A 21,652-nucleotide genomic window follows, 5' to 3' on the forward strand; every position below is an offset into this window, starting at 1 on the left:
TTAACCTAAATAATCAATTTATAACCAATTCCTTTAAGTGTTTGGATACTTTTGGAGCCTAGTTTCTCTCTTAATCTTCGGATATGAACATCTATTGTGCGTTCTCCTACCACCACATCATTACCCCATACTTTTTCTAAAATTTCCTCTCTTTTAAATACTTTTTCAGTATTAGATGCCAAAAGATTCAACAAATCAAACTCTTTTTTAGGTAAAATAAAGCTTTCATCACCTTTGGTTACCTTAAAGTTATCTCTATCAATAATTAAATGCCCTATTTTTAGAATTTTATTTTTTTCTTCCACTTGTTGCGTGAGGTTCATTAGAGCATTCACCTTGGAAATTAGCACTTTAGGTTTAATGAGCTTTACAATATAATCATTAGCACCTGCTTGATAACCTGCTAATTGCGAAAATTCTTCACCTCTTGCAGACAAAAAGACAATAAGACACCCTTCTAATGCAGCTATTTTTCTAATCTCTTGACAAGTCTCTATACCGTCTTTATCAGGCATCATAACATCAAGAAGAATAAGATGTGGAAGTATTTCTTTAGCCTTCTCTATACCTTCGTTTCCGTTATTGGCAGTGTGTACCTCATACCCTTCTTTCTTTAGGTTGTAGGAAATAATTTCCAAAATATCAGGCTCATCATCTATTAAGAGTATTCTTTTGCCTTTCATTTTTAGTTTTTATTAGTTAGGGGCTCAAATTTAATCATTTTTTAACTTAAAATTAACACGCTTCTGGTTCTTAATATAAAGTTAATATTTCCTATCATCCGTTAAACATTATTTAATACAAAGTTAAAATCTCCGAAACCTTAGTTTAAGCCATAAAATAATTTCTTTGCACCAGTAAAAATGAATATCTAATAAGTTTAAAAATGAAGTATCATAGGCTTAGTCTTGCAGTTTTGTTCTTATGTTCCTCTACAGGAATTATCTTAGGACAAGCATCAAAAAAAGACAGCATCAAAAACGAAAAGAAAATAGATGGCGTTCAGTTAAAAGCTACCGTTAACAAAAAAACTGAAACCGCAGTATTACAATCTATTAAAAAATCTAGCGTTCAGGTACAAGCCATGGGGGCTGAGGAAATCTCTAGGAAAGGTATTTCTAATGTGGAACAGAGTTTAACCAAAATCACAGGAGTAAACACAGTAGAGGGTAAAGGGCTTTTTGTAAGAGGACTTGAGGAGAGATACAGCACCTTACTTATAAATGGATTAGGTTCACCTTCTAACAACCCCTTCCAAAAAATTATTGCTTTAAAGCAGTTCCCAACCGATGTTGTAGGAAAATTGAATATTTATAAAACATTTAATAGCGACCTTTACGCCGACTTTGCTGGTGCTACTTTTGATATAGAAACGCTATCCTACGATAAACCTTTTACAAAAGTAGAATTTAGTGTAGGTTTTAATAGTCAAACCACTTTCAGAGAAAGATTTAAAATCAATGAAAATGCTAATTCTATCAATGGTTATCTAGGTCTAAACTCTAGAAATAGACAGCTACCTAGCGAGGTTAAAGGTTTCCGACCGTCTAATTATATTTTCAATGGTCAAGAATCTGTTTCTTCTTTTAAAGACTCTTGGAATGTGGACAATATAAAGGCATTGCCTAATACAGGACTTTCCTTTACGACTGCTCAGCGTTTTAAAGCTGGTTCTGGTAGAATTGGGTTGCTTTTATCCTTAAATCAAGCTAATAAATATCAATATCAAGAAGGACATAATAATCTATTCTTATTCTCAGGCTCTAACATTACCTATAACAATAAACTCTACCAAAAAGAGTATGAATATGAAACCGAATCTTCTGCACTATTGGGCTTAGGCTATAAAAACAAAGGTACAGATGTAATGTTGAATGCCATATTCCTCCAAAACTCTACCAACATCATACAGGATAACATAGGATATGTAGACCAAGGGAACTCTGGAGAAGGGCTGTTCCGTGTGAACCAACAAGACATTTCTAGATTTACAGATATACAACTTATCGCATCTCAAAAGCTGGGTAAAAGACACCTTATAAAAGTTGGTGGTAGCTGGGTGAATAACATTTACCAACAGCCTGATAGAAAGATATTTTCTGGAACTCCTGAAACCCCTCACAACTATGACAGAATAAGGCTAAGTTACGGAGGAAATAACCTTATACGCCAATACCTAGATGTAAATGGTAAAAACTACCTTTCTGCCTTTGCAGAGTATAAATTAAGCCTAGGCGAAAAGAATGATAGAAAATCCCCTATAGAGCTGAGTTTAGGATATAATGGTTTTATGGATAGAAGAAGTACTTCATACAGATTTATTTACTCTGTGTTCAACAATAGTGCTTCACCAAATGGAAGAACCGTTATTATAAATCCAGATACACCACAAGATACCTTTAATCAATCAACTCTTAACGGTTTTTTTAATTATAGAGAAGGGTCTAATGTAGTATACAGAAACAACATCTATCAATTCGTAAATGCAGGATATACTAGCCTCAATTATAAGCCAAACGATACTTGGGACATCATTTTGGGCGGTAGAATAGAAAATAATATGAACATCACGAGGTACAAAGAACTTTCTAATTCTATCAATGGAAAATTTTTAAACCTCACTAGAAATCAGTATTATATACTACCTTCCCTATCGGTAAAAAAAGAACTTAACTCTAAAACTAACTTAAGATTTGCTTTCAGTAAAACCATTACTAGACCTATCTTAATAGAGTATATGCCAATTACCTACATCAATCCTAATAATGAGAATATCCTAGGTAACCCAAGACTTACCAATAGTGAAAATTATAACTTTGACCTTAAATACGAACTATTCCCTACGAAAGACGAAATGTTTGCATTTGGTATCTTTGGAAAGAAAATCATCAATGCCATAGAGAAATCTTATACCGCCTCTGCAAACTCTAATGGGCAAACTATTACCTTTTTCAATGCCACCGAAGCCAATCTGGCGGGGGTAGAGTTAGAAGGAATTATCAATCTAAAAAGAATTTCAGAAAGTCTTTCATCTTTCTCACTAGGAACAAATGCTACCTTAATGTACTCTGATGTTAAGCGTAGTAGTCTACAAAAAGAACAAGAATCCAATAGACAAAGAGGTCTGAAGAGAGGCTTACAAGGTGCTGCACCGTGGACTCTAAATGCAGATTTGAAATATGAGACAAAGAATGCAAAGAATTTAACTCAAACAGCATCTTTGGTGTATAATGTTTCTGGTTCTAAAATCCATACACTAGGATCAATCGGAGTAGATCATATTTATGAAAGACCTTTCCATAAGTTAGATTTTGTTTACCAAAAAGAACTTTCTAAACAATGGAAGACTAAATTCAGTATCATCAATATACTCAATACTCAATACAGATTGGAGTATGGTAATAACAGCGATGTAGAAGTAAGAGCAGATAGCTTCGTACATACAGACTATAGAAGAGGAACTAACTTTAATCTTTCAGTAGAATATACTTTTTAATTTGAATCAAAAAAATCAATAATTTAATCTAATAAAAATGAAAAAACATCTTTTATCATTATGCTCTTTAGCACTTGTACTATCCGTAACTTCTTGTACTATAGACATTCGTGAGGACAACGATGCTTCCACAAGTATCAAAATAGAAAATACTACTGGAAGTGTAATGGAAGGTTCTGGAAGCCTTAACGGTACTATTACTAAAGACCTCCTAATCAAAAAAGGTAACTATACTCTAGACGGTGTGGTAAAAGTAGCTAGCGGAGTTACACTTACCATAGAACCAGGAGCTGTATTTACTGCCAATTCTTCTAACGATACTAGCTTAGTAATTCTGCAGGGTGCTAAAATCAATGCACAAGGTACTGCTGATAACCCTATCGTATTTACTTCTAACACCAAAATCCCTGGAGACTGGGGTGGAATTTCAATCTATGGCAAAGCCCCTATCATTGCTGCAAATGGTAACAAAACGGCTATTTCTGAAGATGGCAATAATTTGCAGTATGGAGGTGATGATGCCAACGACAATTCTGGTGTAATGAAATTTGTAAGAGTAGAATATGGAGGTAAAAAAATCGGAGACGGAAAATCTGAAAACAACTCTATGACTTTCTATTCTGTTGGAGCGGGTACTATACTAGAAAATCTAGTAGCTTATAAAGGTACAGACGATGGATTTGAGTTCTTCGGAGGTACAGTAAGTGCCACTAACCTTGTTTCTTACGGAAACTTTGATGACTCTTTCGACTGGCAAGATGGTTGGTCTGGACAGAACAACTCCAACTGGTTTGCGTACCAAACACAAATAGGTAACTTCGGTATGGAGATAGAAGCCTCTTCTAACAAGAACAATACAGCTCCTAAAGTTAATAACATTACCCTAATAAGAGAAACTGGCACTAAACCTGAAAAAGAAGGCTCTACAGAAATCTCTGCTATCCAGTTTAAAAAGCAAGGCTCTGGAATATTCAAAAATGTTTACATAGAGGGCTACCAAGATACTGATGGACAAAAAGCTTATGCGGTACTTATCCAAGATAAAGATACCCAAAACGACCAAGTTGCTACCAATAATATCAAAGTAGCACCTATCAACTATCTAAACTCATCTAACCTTACTGTATGGGGCTATGGTTACGCTAACGATACCCCTGCAAGTTTCACATCTGATTCTTCTGTTAAAAAAGTAAGTTTAGTTTCAGGAGCTTGGGCAAATGTAAACGGTGTAGACCTACTTAAGGCTTTAAAGTAACCTCTTTATAAGCACTAAAATTAAGTTTTTCATTAAAGAAGCTATCTGAGTACTTTGAGATAGCTTCTTTTTATCTTATTTAATTTGAAAATCGTAAATGGTTAACTTCTTCAGGTAATTCTATTTTAGTGTGGGCAAAATCATATAATACCTTAGAAAAATAACTTCCATTAAGAACTCCCCTTGCTCCTAATCCATTAAAAACATACAAATTAGAATACTGTTCATGAGCCCCTAAAATAGGTCTCCTATCCTTAACCGTAGGTCTAAAACCATAACAAACTTCTTTTACTTCAAAATCAAACGGATAAAACTCTTTAAGCCCATTTTCCAGTTGTTCTACAGCTTTAGTGTCTATTTCTTCATCAGTATTATCTCTATCATAGGTTCCTCCATAGTAGAAAGAGTTAGTCTCTTCTAAAGGAAATAAAAAATGTTTTTTCTTAATAGTAACATCAGTGTATAGCTCTTTAGAAAGCTTTACTTTAAGATGATGCCCTTTATTTGGATTGACCATAATATCTCCAAAAAAAGGATTATTCTTAACACCTACTCCCTCTGCAAAAACAATCTTTTTATAATTCCAATCTTTGTATTTATTATTTTCTACATCAAGTTGATTGTAATCAAACTTTTCTTTAATCAATTTATTTTGCTTCTCCAAATAGTGTAAATAATCACTAAAAAACAAAGGTACATTTAGCCTTGATGACCTCAATACTTTACCTGCTTCAAAAGGATTTTCTACATTTTCTAATGCATAGAATTCATCACTCAAAAAAGGCTTCAATTCTTCCTTCTCTAGCCTTTTTTTCTTCCACAATTCTCTCTCAGATTCGTCATGAAATATCCTATGTATAGGGGCTTCTATTAAATAATTTGTACCTGTATAAGCTTCTATTTCCTTCATTGTATCTGTAAGAAAGTCTATTTGCTCTTGAGCTTTCCAAAAAGTGGTAAATTTCTTAAGCACCACAGGATTTACAATACCAGCAGACACCTGAGATGCCCCTTTTTCACCATTTGAAAATAGGACAAAAGAGTGATTATTTTTCAATAATTGATGAGCAAAAAATAACCCTGCATAACCATCTCCTACGATAATATATTCTACATTTTTCATAAAATCTTTTTATTTTAAACACAAAACCTGAGCTTATGGACTCAGGTTTTATTATTATACAAAAACATACACAGAACACTGTAAATCTAGTAGTTCCACATATCGTTTTCCATTTCTAATATTTGGTTTTTAATCCTTTCGCTTTCTTCCAACTGAGCCTCTGCATCGTTAGGTATATAATCTTTAATTACACCATTTCCTAAGCCATTTTCAGATTTATAAATAATAGAAGAGAACCTTCTTGCATTAAGAATATCATCAAAACTTATATCGGAAGACAAGTTCTTACTATTGAATACTCTAGCATTAGCTGTAATCTCTCTAGCATCTGGATAGAACACCCAGAAAAGGTCAATCAGTTCTTCTTTATCAGCAAATTGTTGCCCCATAGTTTGTGGATCTGGTCCCATAGCAGCTATTCCAAGAAGACGATATTTCATTTGTCCATCTCTTCTATCAATATACCACATACCTTTTATTTTCAACAACTTAACCTGTTCAGACTTCGTTTCATAAACATCTGTACCAGCTTTTTTATCTTCATCAGAAACCTTCTCACCACTGTTAATCTTATCAATGAGCCAGTCCGAAGTTACCACTCTACTCATTCTCTGCTGTATTTCTTCAGGTTTTAGCCTAGTAGTAAACATCTCATCATCATAAACTTCTTTTATTTTACCACTATTGATACCGTCTAATAGTAACTGATACAAAGACTTATTCTGAGATACCAAACCATCAGAATTATGATAGAAAGGCTGATTTATTTTCTCATTCATATCAATAATTTCCCACACCACCATACTTCTAAGAATATCTTTATCCTCTATATAGCCATAGTCTAATGGTTTTACTTCTGTAGATATTATTTCGTCTCCCTTTTGAGCTTGATTATCCTCTCTTAACTTTCGAAACTCCTCAGGAGATTTCGCATTAAGAATATTCTGTGCCCAAGCAAAACCAGAAGCTAATATGAAAGCACTAAAAATGATTTTTTTCATTGGTACTATTATTTTATTTTTCCTCTATTATTAAGGAATCTCAACTTTATAAAAATTACTGAACATTTATCACTACTGGAGAAATATTCTTAAGCATTTGTCCACCCAAACCACTAGCCGTAGCTTGTATATCGTAAACATAAACTACATCGCCAGAACGCAAGTTAGCTGTCTGTGCTGCTACTGAACTCAAACTATTACCACTGATAAAACTGGCTGCCTTACCTGGTATTTTCACTCTAAATCCAGTTACTGTAAAACTTACAGGAAATTCAAAATCTGGAATTGCGGCAGATATAGTTTGATTTTTAATAGAACTTGCAGGCATAGAAACCACATTCTGTCCTCTAATTTCCCCTTGCGGAGCAGGAACACTTTTCACTCTGAACGGGAATGAAGCTGTAGTAGCTTTACCATTAGGCAAAGTACCCGTAACTGTAATATTTACCGAATTACCAGCTCCTGGACGGATAATCCATTTGCCTTTACCTCCAGATACAGAAGCCCCAGCAGCAGATAATTTTACTGACGCATTATCAACACCTAGCATAGAAGCTGAAACAGGATTATCTACCCCTCTATAAAGTACATTCATCTTATCAGCAGAAACCACAGCTCCACTCTGCAATGCTACTTCCTTAGCCCCTGCTATTACACGATAAGCATGAGAAAAAGGTAATCTTATTTGCTTCTGATTAGCATCTAAAAATGTAATTTCTCCATTGAATTTAAAGTCACCTACACTCCCTGTATTAAGACTTTTGAACCCTTGACCATTAGCTGTTCTATCCACACCAGATATAGACATACCAGGAACAGAACTCGCATAAGTCCCAACAATTACCTTAGCTTCAGCTTTATCACCTTGTAAAACAACTGTTGGTGCAGCTACAATAGCTTCAAACGCATTAAACTTAATATCCGCATCTACTTTTTCTTTAAGCATATTAGCCAAAGCATCTGACTGTAAATTTCTAGCTTCAGACTGTAAAACCTCTAGATTAGCTAATGCAGCCACTAACGGCTGATTATAAAATTTAGAAACTAACCAATCTTTTTTAACACTACTTGTACTAACTGCCGTGCTAAAAGAACTGTTAGCTCTTTCTATAATAGCTTCATTCTGTGGCGTTTTAGGAAAAATTTGCAATGTTAAACTTTTAATTTCTCCCATTAGAGTTTTCAATTTCTCAGCATTTTTACTTGGACTAGCCTCATTTGCTTTATCAAAAAAATAAAGTGTAGAAGCATCCGTATTATTTAAAGCATTAAAATTAAACTCCTTAGAAGTCATATCCTGACCTGCAAACTTCTGCATCTCTGTCTTGGAAACCTCTATAAATTTTACTAAAGCATCTATTTTATCCTTTAATAATTTATATTGCTCATAAGGCTGCGAGAAAGACTCTGGAGAGTTTTCTGCCTTTTGGCGAAGAGTCTCCTCAAATATTTTATTCTTAGACTGAGTAAGTAATGTCGTCTGACTTAGTGTATCTCTTGTATCATTGTAAGAGCGTATAATCTCCTGATCTATCTGCATCGCAAGCATTGCAATGAAAACAAGATACATCAAGTTAATCATCTTCTGACGCGGTGATAATTTTTCCTTTGCCATTTTAGTTTTTTAAGGTTAAAAAATAGATTAAAACTTTGAAAAAGAAAATTTTATCCTTTCATCGCGTTCAACATACCTCCATAAACTCTATTAAGATTATTAAGGTTAGCTGTAAGCCCATCTAACTCTTGATTAAACTTCTCTGATTGTGCTACTGATTTTTGTAAATCAGAAACATATTTTTGATGATATTCTGACTGAGCTTTACCATGTTCTAACTGTAATGCATAAAGTGCATTCATACTCTCTAGATGATTAGCAGCCAATGTAAGCTGATCATTATACTTCTGAGTAGACGAAGACACATCTACAGTTTGATTTATCTGATCTACAGATGCAGAAAACTTATCTATTCCTGTTCTAAGTCTCTCAAATAGTTGTACATCTAGATTAGCCTCTTTTAACATTTTATCTAACTTTTCAGAAAGAGAAACTTCTAGTTGTTTTATATCTTGAGTTTGTTCTACTATATTATTTTTTCTAGGCTTAGGCTGTGCATTAGCATCTAATAATTCTGGATACACATTTTCCCAAGCATATTTAGTCTCCTCTAATGGAGGGTTAAACGCATATAGCAAGAATATGAGAGCCTCGGTAATTAGACCTGCTCCTAAAATCCAATTAGGATTGATTAAACCTCCGAAGGTAGTATGAGTCATTTTAAAAAATGCACCTAAAATTACTACAGAAGCACCTACAGAGTAGATGAAATTTAATGTTTTATCATTTAGTCTCATGATGTGAAAATATACTTATTACTTTTAATTTATTATTTTGTTTTTCTCTTAAACTTAGCGGAACCTTCTGGTATATCCTGTACAGTTCTAAATCCTATATAGCTCCTAGCGGAATCTTTTCTTTCCCAGTCTCTATACCCCGTCATCAATAGATAACCCACGTCTTTCCAAGAACCTCCTCTTACTGATTTTTTAACATCTCTATATGCTTGGTTAGACAAGTGCGGATTTAGTGTTGAAGAAAACTGATAAGTTGCATTACTATACGGAGACTCTGTCCATTCAGATACATTTCCCGCCATATCATAAAGACCAAAATCATTCTTAGGGAAAGATTTTACAGGAGCTGTATAAGTGTAGTTTCCTTTCTTTTCGTCCTCTATATAATTACCTCTTTTAGGCTTAAAGTTTGCCATATAACAACCTCTATCATCCATTAAATAAGGTCCTCCCCAAGGATAAGTCGCATTTTCTCTACCTCCTCTAGCAGCATATTCCCACTCTGCTTCTGTAGGTAAACGGAATGCCATTGGAGATTCTTTTCTTTTCTTTGACTTTTTATTCTCATCTCTCTTAGCCTTAGTCTTGTAATCACAATAAGCTCTAGCTTGATCCCAAGTAACGCCTACTACAGGATAGTTTTTATAGGCTTTGTGCCAAAAGTAACCATCATATAGTGGAGTGTTATAAGCATAATTAAAATCTTTAATCCAAACTGTTGTATCAGGATAAACTGCAATACTTTCTTTTTTAAGATAATCTGAGCTTCTCTTACCATCTTTAACGGCAGACTCTATATCTTCCCACTTGTAGGCGTATTTCAATTTTCTAGTATCAATAATTCTCTCACCATTTATTCTTTCCGCTGGAGGAAGATACATAGATTCTATAACTTCTGCATACTGAACATCCGGATAATCAGATGTATTCCATTTTAAAGGAACTCCCCAATCTAATCTTTTAGACTCATCATAACCATCTCTACCTCCTTTAGAATCTAAATACTCTTGATATGGTGTAGCATTTCCTGCTTTTTTAGCGAGGTAAGCGTAATCTGATATTCCTGTACCATTACCTCCACCTGAAGTTACATCACCTGCTGCTTCTGCAAGTAAAGTTCTAGCAATAGAATCTCTTACATAGTCTATAAACAGTCTGTACTGAGCGTTGGTAACCTCTGTTTCATCCATAAAGAAAGAGGATACTGTAACCGTTTTTAATGGAGCTTTTTCTGGCATATTAGTATAATCTACATCTGCCATACCCATGACAAAGGAGCCTCCAGGAATAGCTACCATACCGTATGGTCTCTCTGCTACAAATGACTGTGATTTGTTTTTGGGTATAAGCTCTCCCTTAGTGGTAGGTTTACCAGAAGACTTACTTCCTCTAGAGCACGAAACAACCAAAGATGCTGATAAGAGTACAAAAAATATTTTTTTCATCTGATGATGTTTAATTTAATTTTCTAATTTTTAGTTTCAAACCAATTAACACAAAACTTATATATATTGATTTTAATGCGTAAATATAACCTTTTTTGAATTATTCATTCAAAAACATATAAGAGCTAACGAGTTTTTATTACAATTATTTTATATAAAAGCGAAATATTTTACTTTTTTACTCTACAGTAACTGACTTCGCCAAGTTTCTAGGCTGATCTACATTAGCTCCTCTATAAACAGCAATATAGTAAGCTAATAACTGTAATGGCACTGATGCTATAATAGGAGAAAAACATTCTGAAGTTTCAGGGATTTCAATCACATAGTCAGACATAGAAGCTACCTGTTCATCCCCTTTAGTCACTACAGCTAGCACCTTACCTTTTCTAGCTTTAATTTCTTGCACATTACTCACCACCTTATCGTAATGTTTATTTTTAGGTGCTATTATCACGATAGGCATATTCTCATCAATAAGAGCAATAGGACCATGCTTCATTTCTGCTGCAGGATATCCTTCTGCGTGGATATAAGAAATTTCCTTTAACTTTAACGCTCCCTCTAGAGCTGCAGGGAAATTATATCCCCTACCAAGATACAAGAAGTTGGTTGATTCTACAAAATCATGTGCTACTTTCTTCACATAATCATGAGTAGAAGCCAATACCTCCTCTACTTTTTTAGGAATGGTATCTAGTTCTGTAATCAGCTTCATAAACTCCTGATTGCTTAAGTTTCCGTTATGCTTACCTAATTTAAGCGCAATCAAAGTTAAAATGGTTAATTGTGCGGTAAACGCCTTAGTAGAAGCTACCCCTATCTCTGGTCCAGCATGAGTATAAGACCCTGCGTCTGAAAAACGAGCAATAGAAGAATCTACTACATTACAAATACCATAAATAAATGCCCCTTTTTCTCTTGCCATTTTAATAGCTGCCATTGTATCAGCTGTTTCTCCCGACTGAGAAATCGCAATAACTACATCCTTATCCGTTATAATTGGGTTTCTATATCTAAACTCAGAAGCATATTCTACCTCTACAGGTACTCTTGCAAATTCTTCAATAAGGTATTCTCCTATCAATCCTGCATGCCAAGAAGTACCACAAGCAATGATAATGATACGATTAGCATTATTCAATTTCTCCAAATGATCCCAAATACCAGCCATCTTAATAATACCTTCATCTACCAAAAGACGACCTCTCATAGTATCGTGAATAGATTTAGGTTGCTCAAAAATTTCTTTAAGCATAAAATGCTCATAGCCCCCCTTCTCTATCTGCTCTAGATTAAGCTTAAGCTCTTGAATGACTGGAGTAATTTTAGAATTATCTTCTATTTTTCTAATATCTACACCATTCTCTAAAGATATAGTTGCTATATGACCTTCCTCTAGATAGATAGCCTCTTTAGCAAATTCTACAAATGGAGAGGCATCTGATGCAATAAAATATTCTTTATCACCTATCCCTATCGCAAGAGGAGAACCCAACCTTGCTACTACTAAAAGGCTAGGATAATCTTTATGCATTACCGTAATTGCATAAGCCCCATAAACCTCGTTAAGAGCATAACGGACTGCTTCTGGAAAATCTAATTCTTTATTTTCATCCATAAAATACTGAATAAGATTAACCAAAACTTCAGTATCTGTCTCTGAATGAAAAATATAACCTTTAGACACTAACATAGTTTTAATGGTATCATAGTTTTCTATAATCCCATTATGTACTATAGCCACCTTACCATTATTAGAAACATGAGGGTGTGAGTTTTTATCACTAGGTACACCGTGAGTAGCCCACCTAGTATGCCCCATACCTATGTGTGATGTATTTTTAAGATTCTCTGATATACTTACTAAATCGGAAACTTTACCCTTTGTCTTTTTTATATCATAAGAACTAGATGAGTCTTCCAATACTATCCCAGCACTATCATACCCTCTATATTCTAATCTTTTAAGACCGTTAATAACTACTTCGTAAGCATCTCTATGCCCTGTATATCCTACTATTCCACACATATACCTTATTTTTTAGCGTAAATAATATTTAATTTCACTTTATTCTGATTGGTTGTTTTAGAACCAACTAATACTATTCTTTGAGGAGCATAAGCTCTAGTATTATAGTTTTGTCCTAGCAAAGTTCCCTGTGTACTTTTTAAATAATCTCCCACATTAATTTCTAAATCTTTATTCTCTACCTCCTTTTCTATAATATTTTTAAGAGTTTGAGTAATGGTAATATCATAGTAAGCAGGATTACTTGTTAAATCAGAAGTTTTAACGAGAGAGTAAGACGATGATAAAGACATTGCGGAAACATCAGCTAAAAAGTCATTAAGATTAGCATACTTCACTAAGAAATTTGATGGTTTAGCATAAGATTTATTCCATACACTATCATCTGTATATAATCTTATTTTAGCAGAAAGAATGCCTATATTTTCGTTTTTATAAAGATTTTTAATTTTTTGTATTTCTGTTGCAGGTATTCTTAAAACAGCTCCAGCTCCTCCCATACCTTGTAGGTAGAGCCTTTCGTCTCCATTAGTTGTATCAATATTAGCAAGTGCTGTACTATAAGCCGAAGTTCTGTTATAATCTATTTGATTAAAATGAGTATTACTAGAACCTAAATCAAACTGATACACCGCAGAAGTTTTGGTAGTAGCTCCATTAGATGTTGTATCATAGGTATAATACATCTTAATGCTAGTGTCATTAGGAGTAAATCTAAAAATATAACCATCATTCTCTACTACAGAAAGTCTTATTCCTTTTATATAACGGATAAAACTAGCCGCATCTTTCAGTTCTGTAGCTCCTTGCTTACTTACTATTTTATCTTGAAAATACTGTGCATCAAGAGGAATTCTAACGCCTACGGTTCTAGATAACAATTCTTTACTATCAGCATCGCTTGTAATACTAACCGACGACACCTTACCATTAAGTGGTACCGTTGCCAAATTAACTCCTAGTGCCACTTTTTGGTTAGAGTAATATTTCTTCTCTGTAGAATACAAGAAATCATCTACTTCATCTACTTTAAGCGTTAGTGATTTATTATTACCATACTTCTGTATAGGATACGTTGTTACTACCTTTTTAGCCGCTACATTACCTGTAAAAATATAGTCTTCATCTGTTGATGTAGTTGCAGAGTCTGAAGCGTAAATAGGTTTCAATTCTAAAACAACTGAATCTACCTTCGCATTAGTCCCAAAATCAGGATTATAGCTAGATAATCGTAACTGTGTTATATAAGAAGACTTTTGCATTCCAAAATTATCTTCTGCAAAAGCCCCTAGAGTCGCCTGAGAAATACGAGATGCATCAGACTGTATGGTATCATTATTACTGAGGTTGTAAGCTATCACATCGTAGCTCTGCGTTTCACCTGTTGCTGCCCCACTTGCAAAAAACTGCTCTCCAAGATTATTTGCATCTGACTCGCAACTTTGTATCACTAAACTCCCTAATCCTGCTACAACAAACAGTTTAAGGATTTTTTTTGTTTCTATTATCATTGAATGTATTAAATAAAATCTATTTCTTAATATATCTCACCTACAGACTCAGGAGTAACATACTCTTTCTTATCTGAACTTGCTTGAGAAAAACTTTCATCTAAATTTTGTTCCAAAAATTCATCTCCTTTCACTACCACATCTACAAGATTCATACCTTCTTCTAAAAAACTATAGAAGCTAGGATTATCAAACGCTTTAATTCCTTCTATATTGTCGAATTTAAACTTATTTACCACCGCTTTTTTGTCAAAAACTAAATTTTCTTCATTATATACAGACAAAACAAACTTGGTATCATCAAAATAAGAATCTTTTTTGTAGTAATGTTTTAGATATACAGGTATAAATGCTGACATCCAACCATTAAGATGAACCACATCTGGCACCCAATTAAGTTTCTTAATAGTTTCTATAACACCTCGTGCAAAAAACATTGCTCTTTCGTCATTATCATCGAAAGGAAGCCCTTCTTCATCTTTGTAAGTAAATTTTCTTTTGAAATAATCTTCATTATCTATAAAGTAAACCTGTAACCTTTCTCCTGGTAAAGAAGCCACTTTAATAATTAAAGGTTGGTCTAAATCATTAATAATAATATTCATTCCTGAAAGCCTAATTACCTCGTGTAACTGAAACTTTCTTTCACTAATATATCCAAAACGAGGCATGAAGACACGCACATCATTTCCATCACCATACATTTTAAGAGCCATTCTGTTTACCGCATCAGACATTGCACTTTCTTCTTGGTAAGGAAACATCTCTGTAGTAACATATAAAATCTTTTTGTCTGGCATAATTCTTATTTTTTTATCTTCAACTTAAAAGACAATTCTCTATGCAAAAATACAACTTTTTAAACTAATAACAGTGTATTAACAATTTTTTATAATTTTGGAGAAATTTTTCAAATGAAAATATTAGACAGTAGGAAAGAATTAGAAACTTATATTAAACATAATAAACTGAACGGCAATACCATAGGTTTTGCTCCTACTATGGGAGCTTTGCATAAGGGACACATTTCTCTCTACGAGGCAGCTAGACCTCACAACGATATTGTAGTTTCATCTATATTTGTTAATCCTACGCAGTTTAACAACCCTGACGACCTAGAGAAGTACCCAAGAACTCTAGAAGCGGATTTAGAAAAACTTAAAAAATCAAAATTAGTAGATGCTGTATATGCCCCAAGTATAGAAGATATTTACCCCGAAAAATCCGTAGCGAAAAATTACGATTTTGATGGACTAGAAAACGAAATGGAAGGTAAAATGAGACCTGGTCATTTTGATGGTGTAGGCACAGTGGTAGAAGAGCTTTTCCGACAAGTACAACCAGACAACGCTTACTTCGGAGAGAAAGATTTCCAGCAACTTGCCATTATCAGAAAGTTAGTGGAAAAGAAAAACTTTCCAATCAATATACACGGAGTGCCTATTTACAGAGAAGAAAATGGCCTAGCTATGAGCTCTAGAAATATGCGATTATCCGAAGCTGAAAGAGAAGATGCCAAAATTATTTACGAAACCCTTTTAAAAGTAAATGATTGGTTTAGGGTTGTCAGTATTCCAGAAATAAAAGAGAGAGTACATTCCATTTTTGAAAAAGAAAAAAACTTTGATTTAGAATATTTTGTAATTGCTGATGAAAACACTTTAAAAGAACCCGATTTCTTCTATAAGGACTGTTCTTACAGAGCTTTTATTGTTGTTCATGTAAATCAAGTAAGGCTTATAGATAATATGCATCTAGCCTAATTTCCAAACAACCAAGCTATGTATAAAAAGATTTTATTTACCATTTCTATTTTTATCACTATTATTTCCTATGCACAGGAGACACTTCCGTATTACCAACAATACTTATTAGATGGTAAATATCTCTTTAATCCTGCTCATTTTGGAGAAACAGACGACATTATAATCAATAGCCATTATCAAAAACAATTCTCCAAGCTAGAACATTACCCAAACACACAATCTATAGGTGCACACGCCAATGTTACTGATAGACTTGGTGTAGGAGCTTACTTTTTCAGAGACCAAAACGGACCCATCTCTGCCAACGGTATCAATGTAGGAGCCGCTTACTTTATCCCAATAGATGATAATGAAAGAAAAAATCAATTTTCCTTTGGTACAAGTATCAACCTTTATAACTCCAATATAGATTTAGCTCTTCTTAATCCAAAAGATTCTGGCGACCCTCTAATACAAAGCGGTACTAATAGTGTATTTTTAACCTACGCTAACTTAGGCTTACAAGCTACTTACAATGGCTTTTTCGGTAGTTTTTCAGTAGTGGATATTCCTCTAAGTAAAACCACCTACATTGTTAATGGAATAGAACCTTCTCCCACCAAATTTTTCATCAATACTGGCTACGATTGGGATTTTTCTGAGAATCTTTCGTTAGAACCCTCAGTTTTAATCAATTTGAATACCAACTCTTCTAGAATTATTGATGCTAATTTGTTGGCAAAAATTAAAGACGAAGACAATTATTTCGCAGGAGGCATCAGCTACAGAACAGCCAAATCAGCATTTGGAAGCCAACAACTTAGTTTTTCTCCTCTTATCAAACTTAAATTTAACCAATTTAGTTTCGGAGCTGCTTATAACATCAACCTCTCTCCTATTGCAGATTATGGTGGCAACAGCTTTATGATTAACTTAGGCTACGCTTTTGAAAACTTCATCAATACTAGAGGCTTCCGATATTAAACATTAAAAATCATCTATCTTTGATATACTTACACATTCCGTTTTGCAAGCAAAAATGTAGTTATTGTAACTTTCACTTTTCCACTTCGTTGAAGTTGAAAGACGATATGCTTTTAGCCCTCAAAAAAGAGTTATCCCTAAGACAACACGAGTTAGAAAACAAAAATCTACCATCATTATATTTTGGTGGCGGCACACCTTCTATCCTTAGCGTAGATGAAATACAAAGACTTATAGACGAGGTATTGAGATATTTTACATTTAATTCTGATATAGAAATTACCTTAGAAGCAAACCCCGATGATTTAAACCAGTCCTTCTTAAAGGCTCTTTCTAACACGCCTATCAACAGGTTAAGCATTGGTACTCAAAGTTTTTTTGAAGAAGATTTAAAACTTATGAACAGAGCCCACAGTGCTTCCGAAGCGGAAAGCTCTATAAAAAGAGCCCAAGACACAGGTTTTGAAAACATTAGTATAGATTTAATTTATGGCTCGCCAACTTCCAACCATTCTCTTTGGAAAGAAAGTTTACAAAAAAGTATAAAACTTCAAGTGCCACACATCTCATCTTATGCCCTTACCGTAGAGCCCAAAACTGCTCTACAAAAGTGGATTGAACAGGAAAAAATCAATGCTCCAAAGGAAGAAGAACAACTTATTGCTTTTCAATACCTTGCAGAAACACTTAAAGCAAATGGATTTGAACATTACGAAATCTCTAATTTCTCCAAACCAAACTATCATTCTAGGCATAATACCGCTTATTGGAAAGGATTACCTTATTTAGGTATAGGACCTTCGGCTCATTCCTACGACGGACAAAAACAACGCAGTTGGAATATCGCTAATAATAGTTTATATATCAAAAGTTTAGTAGAAAACTCACTTCCAAAAGAAACAGAAATTTTATCAGAAAAAGAACAATTTAACGAGCTCATTATGATAGGACTTCGTACCAAATGGGGCGTTGAATACAATATTATTAACCAATTTTCGGAAGAGATACTAAAGCCATTCCAAAAAAGCCTAGAAATAAAACTAGGTTCAGGAGTATTGAAACTAGAAGACAATCAACTTTTTATACCAAAAGAACATTGGTTTATGGCAGATGGCATTATTTCTGATTTGTTTGTTGTCTAATTTGTCTATTTTTGTTCATATTTAAAAAACCAAACACAATGAAAAGAGTTATTATATTACTACTAACAGGGCTTTCGCTTATCTCTTGCCAAACTCAATACGGCATAAACGAAAACAAAGTACAAAGTTACATAGATAAAAATGAGTTTACCGTAATGGCAAAAAGGGCACTTCCTAATAATTACGATGTCATCAATATTGCACAATCGTTCCCTACCGTTGGAAGCAGAATGTTTGAACTAGATTACGGCTATGCCGTTACTCTAAAAAAAGATAGTCTATCCGTTAATCTCCCTTACTTTGGCAGAATGTTTAATGCTAGTCTAGACCCCTCTAAAAACAGTTTCAATACAGAGACAAAAGATTTCAAACTCTCCAAAAACAAAACTAAAAAAGGATACACCTATCATTTTAGTCTTTCTCATCCTGAGAATATGAGTGATATATACATTGATATTCTTAAAAACGGAAAAGCCTACATTTCTATCAACAGTAGAGATAGACAACCTATTTCCTATGACGGCTACCTTGTAGAGCAACCTTAGATTATAAGTTTTCAATATTCAATTTACCTATAAAAACCTGTGTATCATTAAGATGTTATAAAAAGATAGACATTAGAATCTTCTAATGTCTATCTTTTTTATTTTCATATTTAGTCAATTTTTATCTATGCTGCCAACATCTACCTCCTCCTGAAACTTTTCTAGAACATGAACCTCCTTTTTTAGTCAGAGCACCACAGTAGGAAGAGTACGAATATGACGAATAAGTTTTGGAGTGATGATTTTTTTTATGCTTTTTACTTTTTGTTTTTGGTAAGGCATGTTTAGCATGATGTCTATTTATACCACTTGACCGCTTAGAAGTAGAGGATGAAAAACCATATACCCGATCATTTGAATCACTATATCTCCAAGTATTATCATTATACAACACAACAGTTCTACCACTGGACAATTTTACTGTTTCAACTTTTTTCTGTGAAAGTCCTAACAATGGGATAACGAACATTGCTAATAAAAATAATTTTGTTTTCATAAATTATAAATTAAAGTTTTATATTTTACTTCTAAATTTATTTTTTTTGATCAGCTATGAGATTATATTTTTAACTAAAAAAGATTAAAAAATCTCTTTTAGTTACTATGCAAACCTCTATTTTACTAAATATTTTAGCAAAGAGAAGCATTTTTTCTACAGTAGTAAAAAAATCTACTGATAATAACCAATGATTAGTCTAACAAAGATAAATAAAATTTATTCTAAAAATTAGGAATAAAAAAAGCTATTGTATATCAACAGCTTAACTCATTTTTTGCGGAGAGAGAGGGAAACTTTTTCCTCGTTTTCTCCTCAAAGTCCTCATTGATTTTCAACGCCTTACAATATCCGAATTGTTCTATTTTTAGCAATTATTGTTTACTTTTTGTTTTAATTTCAGCATCTGCTCTTCCAAAAATCCAATTAAAATCAATGTCATAAGCCTTTCCTATTTTATGTATCTGCTCAACGGTGAAGTGTGCGTTAATATCACTTATATCTTGTTTTTTAATTTTATTAAACCGTTGCTTTGAAATTCCTACTTCATCGTAAAATTCTTGGATTCTTTTTATTTTACCATTTTTCTTTAGGTATCTAGGCAGGCTTAATATTCTTTCGTCTATCGCTGTTTTCATCTTATAAGATTTGCTATCCTATTTTATTTGATTTTTTACGGTTACACGGCTCACAAAGTAGCTGTATATTTCTATATGTGTTAGAGCCTCCTTTTGAAAAAGGCACAATGTGGTCAAATTCTAACTTTTCTGAACTGCCACACTCCACACACTTTCCACCGTCTCTATTCCAAACCATATCCTTTACTTTTTGAGAAATATGTTCACGCTTATTTATTTTAGTTTTTGGTATAGCACCTTCATCTATCATTTTTTCCTTAACCTTCCTGTATAAATCTTTCTCCTTTTTCTGTTTTAATATTTTATTTCTAATTTCCTGTTCTTTACACCACTCTTCATAACTTTGTTCTGATGGATTAAATCCTTTCTTTATCGCTGAATTATACTTTATTTTAGCAATACGCGAATAATAGTTATTGCTTATTCCATAGTGGGCTATGTCGCTTGTATCATCTATTTTTTTTAGAATAATTTTTAAATTATCAATGTTTGATATTAGAGTCTCTCTTGCTTTATAGCCTTCAAACTTTCCTACAATTTTTGCTTTTTCAAGTTGTAATATTATTTTTTCAGCCCTATTGTAACTTATCTTAAGTTTTCTTTGTAGCATAGATGCCGATGCCTGCTGGGTTTCAACAACAACTATTGCTGCCTCATCAAATAAAGAGTCTTTGTTATATATTTTTATGCTGTCTAATTCCTCCCTATCTTTTATTTCCCCTTTAGCATCTCTAAACTCATACTCATTAAAAAATTTAATTTCTCCATCTGTTAACTCCGTAACCTTTATCTCTCTTTCATGACTTCCGCTTTCTTCATTTTCTCCCTGAGACGAATTAACATCACTTTTAACCTCATTTCTATTTAGACTATTATATTGTTCTATTAACAATCTCTTTTCTTTAGCTTGCTTCCGATTTTGAACTATTAAAACAATGACTATTACAGGAGAAACAAGAACGAAAAAAAACAATAAAACCCAAAGTATATCCATAATCTATTTTAATTACATTGCTACTCTTTCAAACATCGCCCAAGCAACCACTTGAAACATCTTTGAAACAAAATCAATAGGCAACTCCTCAGGCTCATATCCTGAATGAACCTCTAATGGGTCAGGAATCAACACAAGTGTATTTGGGTCTCCTTTCTTTCTTTTTACCCTTTTTACGGTTCTCATTTCGTTTTTAGTAATGATACCATACAGCTCATTTGTTGGGAAATAAGTTTTCCAATCCTCTATTTGTCTAAGCCCTATAATGGCTCCACTAGGAATTACCTTTGATACAGAATTTCCCACTAGATTAGTAGCAAACTCTGCCCTTCTAAAATCTGGACTTTGGATATAAAATGATGGATTCCCAAGTGAAAAAATCTCATCAGAGTTCCAACCTCCAGCAAAATCAACATCATAATAAGGAGTGCCTTCCGATGGGGTTCTTTTTATCTCTGCGTCTAAAATTACTTTTACCCCCTCCCCTTTTATTGGAGTTTCTTCTGAAGGCTTTAGCATTTCGCCTTTGCCTGTTAGAAGCCAAACCTCATTTAGCTCTGGAATTTTCCCTATTATTAAATTTTCATCAAATGTGTTCCTACTATACCAATTTGATAAAGTATTAGGGTTTATACCTAAAAATTCTGCAAACTTTTTTTTAGATTTAAACCCCTTATAATTCAAAATATCATTTAATATTTTAGATTTGTCAATCTCTATATTCACAATATCGTGAATTAAATTATCTTTTTTCATATCTTTGCTATTACTAATAATTTTACATCAAATGGAAAACCGAAGATATTGGGCGGTAATCAAAACAAATAATCTTATTGACGCAAAAGAACTGTTCAAAAACATAAAAGACCTAAGCGACAAGGAATTTGAGTATT

Annotated in this window: 19 protein-coding genes; 6 read left to right on the forward strand and 13 right to left on the reverse strand. The window is 33.5% G+C overall.

Translation table 11 applies throughout. The features are described from left to right. Positions 1-5 precede the first annotated feature (5 nt). Positions 6-683 (reverse strand): response regulator transcription factor, encoded by a 678-nt coding sequence (locus VIX88_RS02870; RefSeq protein WP_064969447.1) that lies wholly within the window; start codon positions 681-683, stop codon positions 6-8. Positions 684-886: 203 nt separating this feature from the next. Between VIX88_RS02870 and VIX88_RS02875 the strand changes: the two genes are divergently transcribed. Together VIX88_RS02875 and VIX88_RS02880 are read left to right on the forward strand one after the other, a co-directional pair. Continuing rightward, positions 887-3,496 carry a TonB-dependent receptor plug domain-containing protein gene (locus VIX88_RS02875; protein ID WP_064969446.1) on the forward strand — a complete coding sequence of 870 codons (2,610 nt, stop codon included), beginning with the start codon at positions 887-889 and terminating at the stop codon, positions 3,494-3,496. Positions 3,497-3,533: 37 nt separating this feature from the next. After that, the gene (locus VIX88_RS02880; RefSeq protein ID WP_064969445.1) at positions 3,534-4,751 is read left to right on the forward strand and encodes a hypothetical protein; all 1,218 of its coding nucleotides are present in this window, start codon (positions 3,534-3,536) and stop codon (positions 4,749-4,751) included. Between the two features lie 79 nt (positions 4,752-4,830). On the opposite strand, the gene VIX88_RS02885 is transcribed toward VIX88_RS02880, so the two are convergent. From VIX88_RS02885 to VIX88_RS02920, 8 genes are all read right to left on the reverse strand, one after another. After that, positions 4,831-5,874: an FAD-dependent oxidoreductase gene (locus VIX88_RS02885; RefSeq protein ID WP_310503700.1), complete on the reverse strand. Its 1,044-nt coding sequence runs from the start codon at positions 5,872-5,874 to the stop codon at positions 4,831-4,833. Positions 5,875-5,960: 86 nt separating this feature from the next. Continuing rightward, a complete protein-coding gene (gldN, locus tag VIX88_RS02890; RefSeq protein WP_014937299.1) occupies positions 5,961-6,875 on the reverse strand; it encodes a gliding motility protein GldN in 915 nt (304 codons plus the stop codon). Between the two features lie 55 nt (positions 6,876-6,930). After that, a complete protein-coding gene (gldM, locus tag VIX88_RS02895; RefSeq protein WP_208810190.1) occupies positions 6,931-8,490 on the reverse strand; it encodes a gliding motility protein GldM in 1,560 nt (519 codons plus the stop codon). 50 nt (positions 8,491-8,540) lie between these two features. Continuing rightward, the gene (gldL, locus tag VIX88_RS02900) at positions 8,541-9,227 is read right to left on the reverse strand and encodes a gliding motility protein GldL (RefSeq protein WP_004919571.1); all 687 of its coding nucleotides are present in this window, start codon (positions 9,225-9,227) and stop codon (positions 8,541-8,543) included. A gap of 32 nt (positions 9,228-9,259) precedes the next feature. Continuing rightward, the gene (gene gldK, locus VIX88_RS02905) at positions 9,260-10,672 is read right to left on the reverse strand and encodes a gliding motility lipoprotein GldK (RefSeq protein ID WP_154469442.1); all 1,413 of its coding nucleotides are present in this window, start codon (positions 10,670-10,672) and stop codon (positions 9,260-9,262) included. 178 nt (positions 10,673-10,850) lie between these two features. Further along, on the reverse strand, positions 10,851-12,704 hold the full coding sequence (glmS, locus tag VIX88_RS02910) for a glutamine--fructose-6-phosphate transaminase (isomerizing) (protein WP_013447152.1): 1,854 nt from the start codon (positions 12,702-12,704) through the stop codon (positions 10,851-10,853). Positions 12,705-12,709: 5 nt separating this feature from the next. Beyond that, positions 12,710-14,215, reverse strand: coding sequence for a DUF4270 domain-containing protein (locus VIX88_RS02915; RefSeq protein ID WP_064969440.1), 1,506 nt, complete (start codon positions 14,213-14,215; stop codon positions 12,710-12,712). 26 nt (positions 14,216-14,241) lie between these two features. Then, positions 14,242-15,015 (reverse strand): glycogen/starch synthase, encoded by a 774-nt coding sequence (locus VIX88_RS02920; protein ID WP_310503701.1) that lies wholly within the window; start codon positions 15,013-15,015, stop codon positions 14,242-14,244. A gap of 114 nt (positions 15,016-15,129) precedes the next feature. Here VIX88_RS02920 and panC point away from each other — a divergent pair, with 114 nt between their 5' ends. Genes panC through VIX88_RS02940 form a run of 4 tightly spaced genes read left to right on the forward strand, consistent with a single transcriptional unit; the run spans position 15,130 to position 18,631 of the window. Beyond that, entirely contained in the window at positions 15,130-15,978 is an 849-nt protein-coding gene (gene panC, locus VIX88_RS02925; protein ID WP_064968389.1) for a pantoate--beta-alanine ligase, read from the forward strand. Positions 15,979-15,996: 18 nt separating this feature from the next. Continuing rightward, positions 15,997-16,944, forward strand: a complete 948-nt coding sequence (locus VIX88_RS02930; RefSeq protein WP_064968388.1) for a PorP/SprF family type IX secretion system membrane protein — start codon at positions 15,997-15,999, stop codon at positions 16,942-16,944. 35 nt (positions 16,945-16,979) lie between these two features. Further along, positions 16,980-18,086, forward strand: a complete 1,107-nt coding sequence (gene hemW / locus VIX88_RS02935; RefSeq protein WP_237190444.1) for a radical SAM family heme chaperone HemW — start codon at positions 16,980-16,982, stop codon at positions 18,084-18,086. 38 nt (positions 18,087-18,124) lie between these two features. Next, a complete protein-coding gene (locus VIX88_RS02940; RefSeq protein WP_064969438.1) occupies positions 18,125-18,631 on the forward strand; it encodes a DUF4251 domain-containing protein in 507 nt (168 codons plus the stop codon). A 121-nt stretch (positions 18,632-18,752) separates the two neighbouring features. On the opposite strand, the gene VIX88_RS02945 is transcribed toward VIX88_RS02940, so the two are convergent. From VIX88_RS02945 to VIX88_RS02960, 4 genes are all read right to left on the reverse strand, one after another. After that, complete coding sequence (locus VIX88_RS02945; protein WP_064969437.1) at positions 18,753-19,127, reverse strand: hypothetical protein; 375 nt, start codon at positions 19,125-19,127, stop codon at positions 18,753-18,755. Positions 19,128-19,501: 374 nt separating this feature from the next. Then, on the reverse strand, positions 19,502-19,765 hold the full coding sequence (locus VIX88_RS02950; protein ID WP_153938414.1) for a hypothetical protein: 264 nt from the start codon (positions 19,763-19,765) through the stop codon (positions 19,502-19,504). Positions 19,766-19,778: 13 nt separating this feature from the next. Beyond that, complete coding sequence (locus VIX88_RS02955) at positions 19,779-20,759, reverse strand: DNA translocase FtsK (RefSeq protein WP_214194010.1); 981 nt, start codon at positions 20,757-20,759, stop codon at positions 19,779-19,781. 12 nt (positions 20,760-20,771) lie between these two features. Then, entirely contained in the window at positions 20,772-21,515 is a 744-nt protein-coding gene (locus VIX88_RS02960; protein ID WP_214194011.1) for a helix-turn-helix domain-containing protein, read from the reverse strand. Positions 21,516-21,652 lie beyond the last annotated feature (137 nt).

This window comes from Riemerella anatipestifer (assembly GCF_035666175.1).
GTDB classification, from domain to species: Bacteria; Bacteroidota; Bacteroidia; order Flavobacteriales; family Weeksellaceae; genus Riemerella; species Riemerella anatipestifer_D.

Excerpts from the sequence above, each read along its gene's own strand:
- VIX88_RS02870 (WP_064969447.1), bottom strand. The coding sequence starts at position 683 with ATGAAAGGCAAAAGAATACTCTTAATAGATGATGAGCCTGATATTTTG.
- VIX88_RS02875 (WP_064969446.1), top strand. The coding sequence starts at position 887 with ATGAAGTATCATAGGCTTAGTCTTGCAGTTTTGTTCTTATGTTCCTCT.
- VIX88_RS02880 (WP_064969445.1), top strand. The coding sequence starts at position 3,534 with ATGAAAAAACATCTTTTATCATTATGCTCTTTAGCACTTGTACTATCC.
- VIX88_RS02885 (WP_310503700.1), bottom strand. The coding sequence starts at position 5,874 with ATGAAAAATGTAGAATATATTATCGTAGGAGATGGTTATGCAGGGTTA.
- gldN (WP_014937299.1), bottom strand. The coding sequence starts at position 6,875 with ATGAAAAAAATCATTTTTAGTGCTTTCATATTAGCTTCTGGTTTTGCT.
- gldM (WP_208810190.1), bottom strand. The coding sequence starts at position 8,490 with ATGGCAAAGGAAAAATTATCACCGCGTCAGAAGATGATTAACTTGATG.
- gldL (WP_004919571.1), bottom strand. The coding sequence starts at position 9,227 with ATGAGACTAAATGATAAAACATTAAATTTCATCTACTCTGTAGGTGCT.
- gldK (WP_154469442.1), bottom strand. The coding sequence starts at position 10,672 with ATGAAAAAAATATTTTTTGTACTCTTATCAGCATCTTTGGTTGTTTCG.
- glmS (WP_013447152.1), bottom strand. The coding sequence starts at position 12,704 with ATGTGTGGAATAGTAGGATATACAGGGCATAGAGATGCTTACGAAGTA.
- VIX88_RS02915 (WP_064969440.1), bottom strand. The coding sequence starts at position 14,215 with ATGATAATAGAAACAAAAAAAATCCTTAAACTGTTTGTTGTAGCAGGA.
- VIX88_RS02920 (WP_310503701.1), bottom strand. The coding sequence starts at position 15,015 with ATGCCAGACAAAAAGATTTTATATGTTACTACAGAGATGTTTCCTTAC.
- panC (WP_064968389.1), top strand. The coding sequence starts at position 15,130 with ATGAAAATATTAGACAGTAGGAAAGAATTAGAAACTTATATTAAACAT.
- VIX88_RS02930 (WP_064968388.1), top strand. The coding sequence starts at position 15,997 with ATGTATAAAAAGATTTTATTTACCATTTCTATTTTTATCACTATTATT.
- VIX88_RS02940 (WP_064969438.1), top strand. The coding sequence starts at position 18,125 with ATGAAAAGAGTTATTATATTACTACTAACAGGGCTTTCGCTTATCTCT.
- VIX88_RS02945 (WP_064969437.1), bottom strand. The coding sequence starts at position 19,127 with ATGAAAACAAAATTATTTTTATTAGCAATGTTCGTTATCCCATTGTTA.
- VIX88_RS02950 (WP_153938414.1), bottom strand. The coding sequence starts at position 19,765 with ATGAAAACAGCGATAGACGAAAGAATATTAAGCCTGCCTAGATACCTA.
- VIX88_RS02955 (WP_214194010.1), bottom strand. The coding sequence starts at position 20,759 with ATGGATATACTTTGGGTTTTATTGTTTTTTTTCGTTCTTGTTTCTCCT.
- VIX88_RS02960 (WP_214194011.1), bottom strand. The coding sequence starts at position 21,515 with ATGAAAAAAGATAATTTAATTCACGATATTGTGAATATAGAGATTGAC.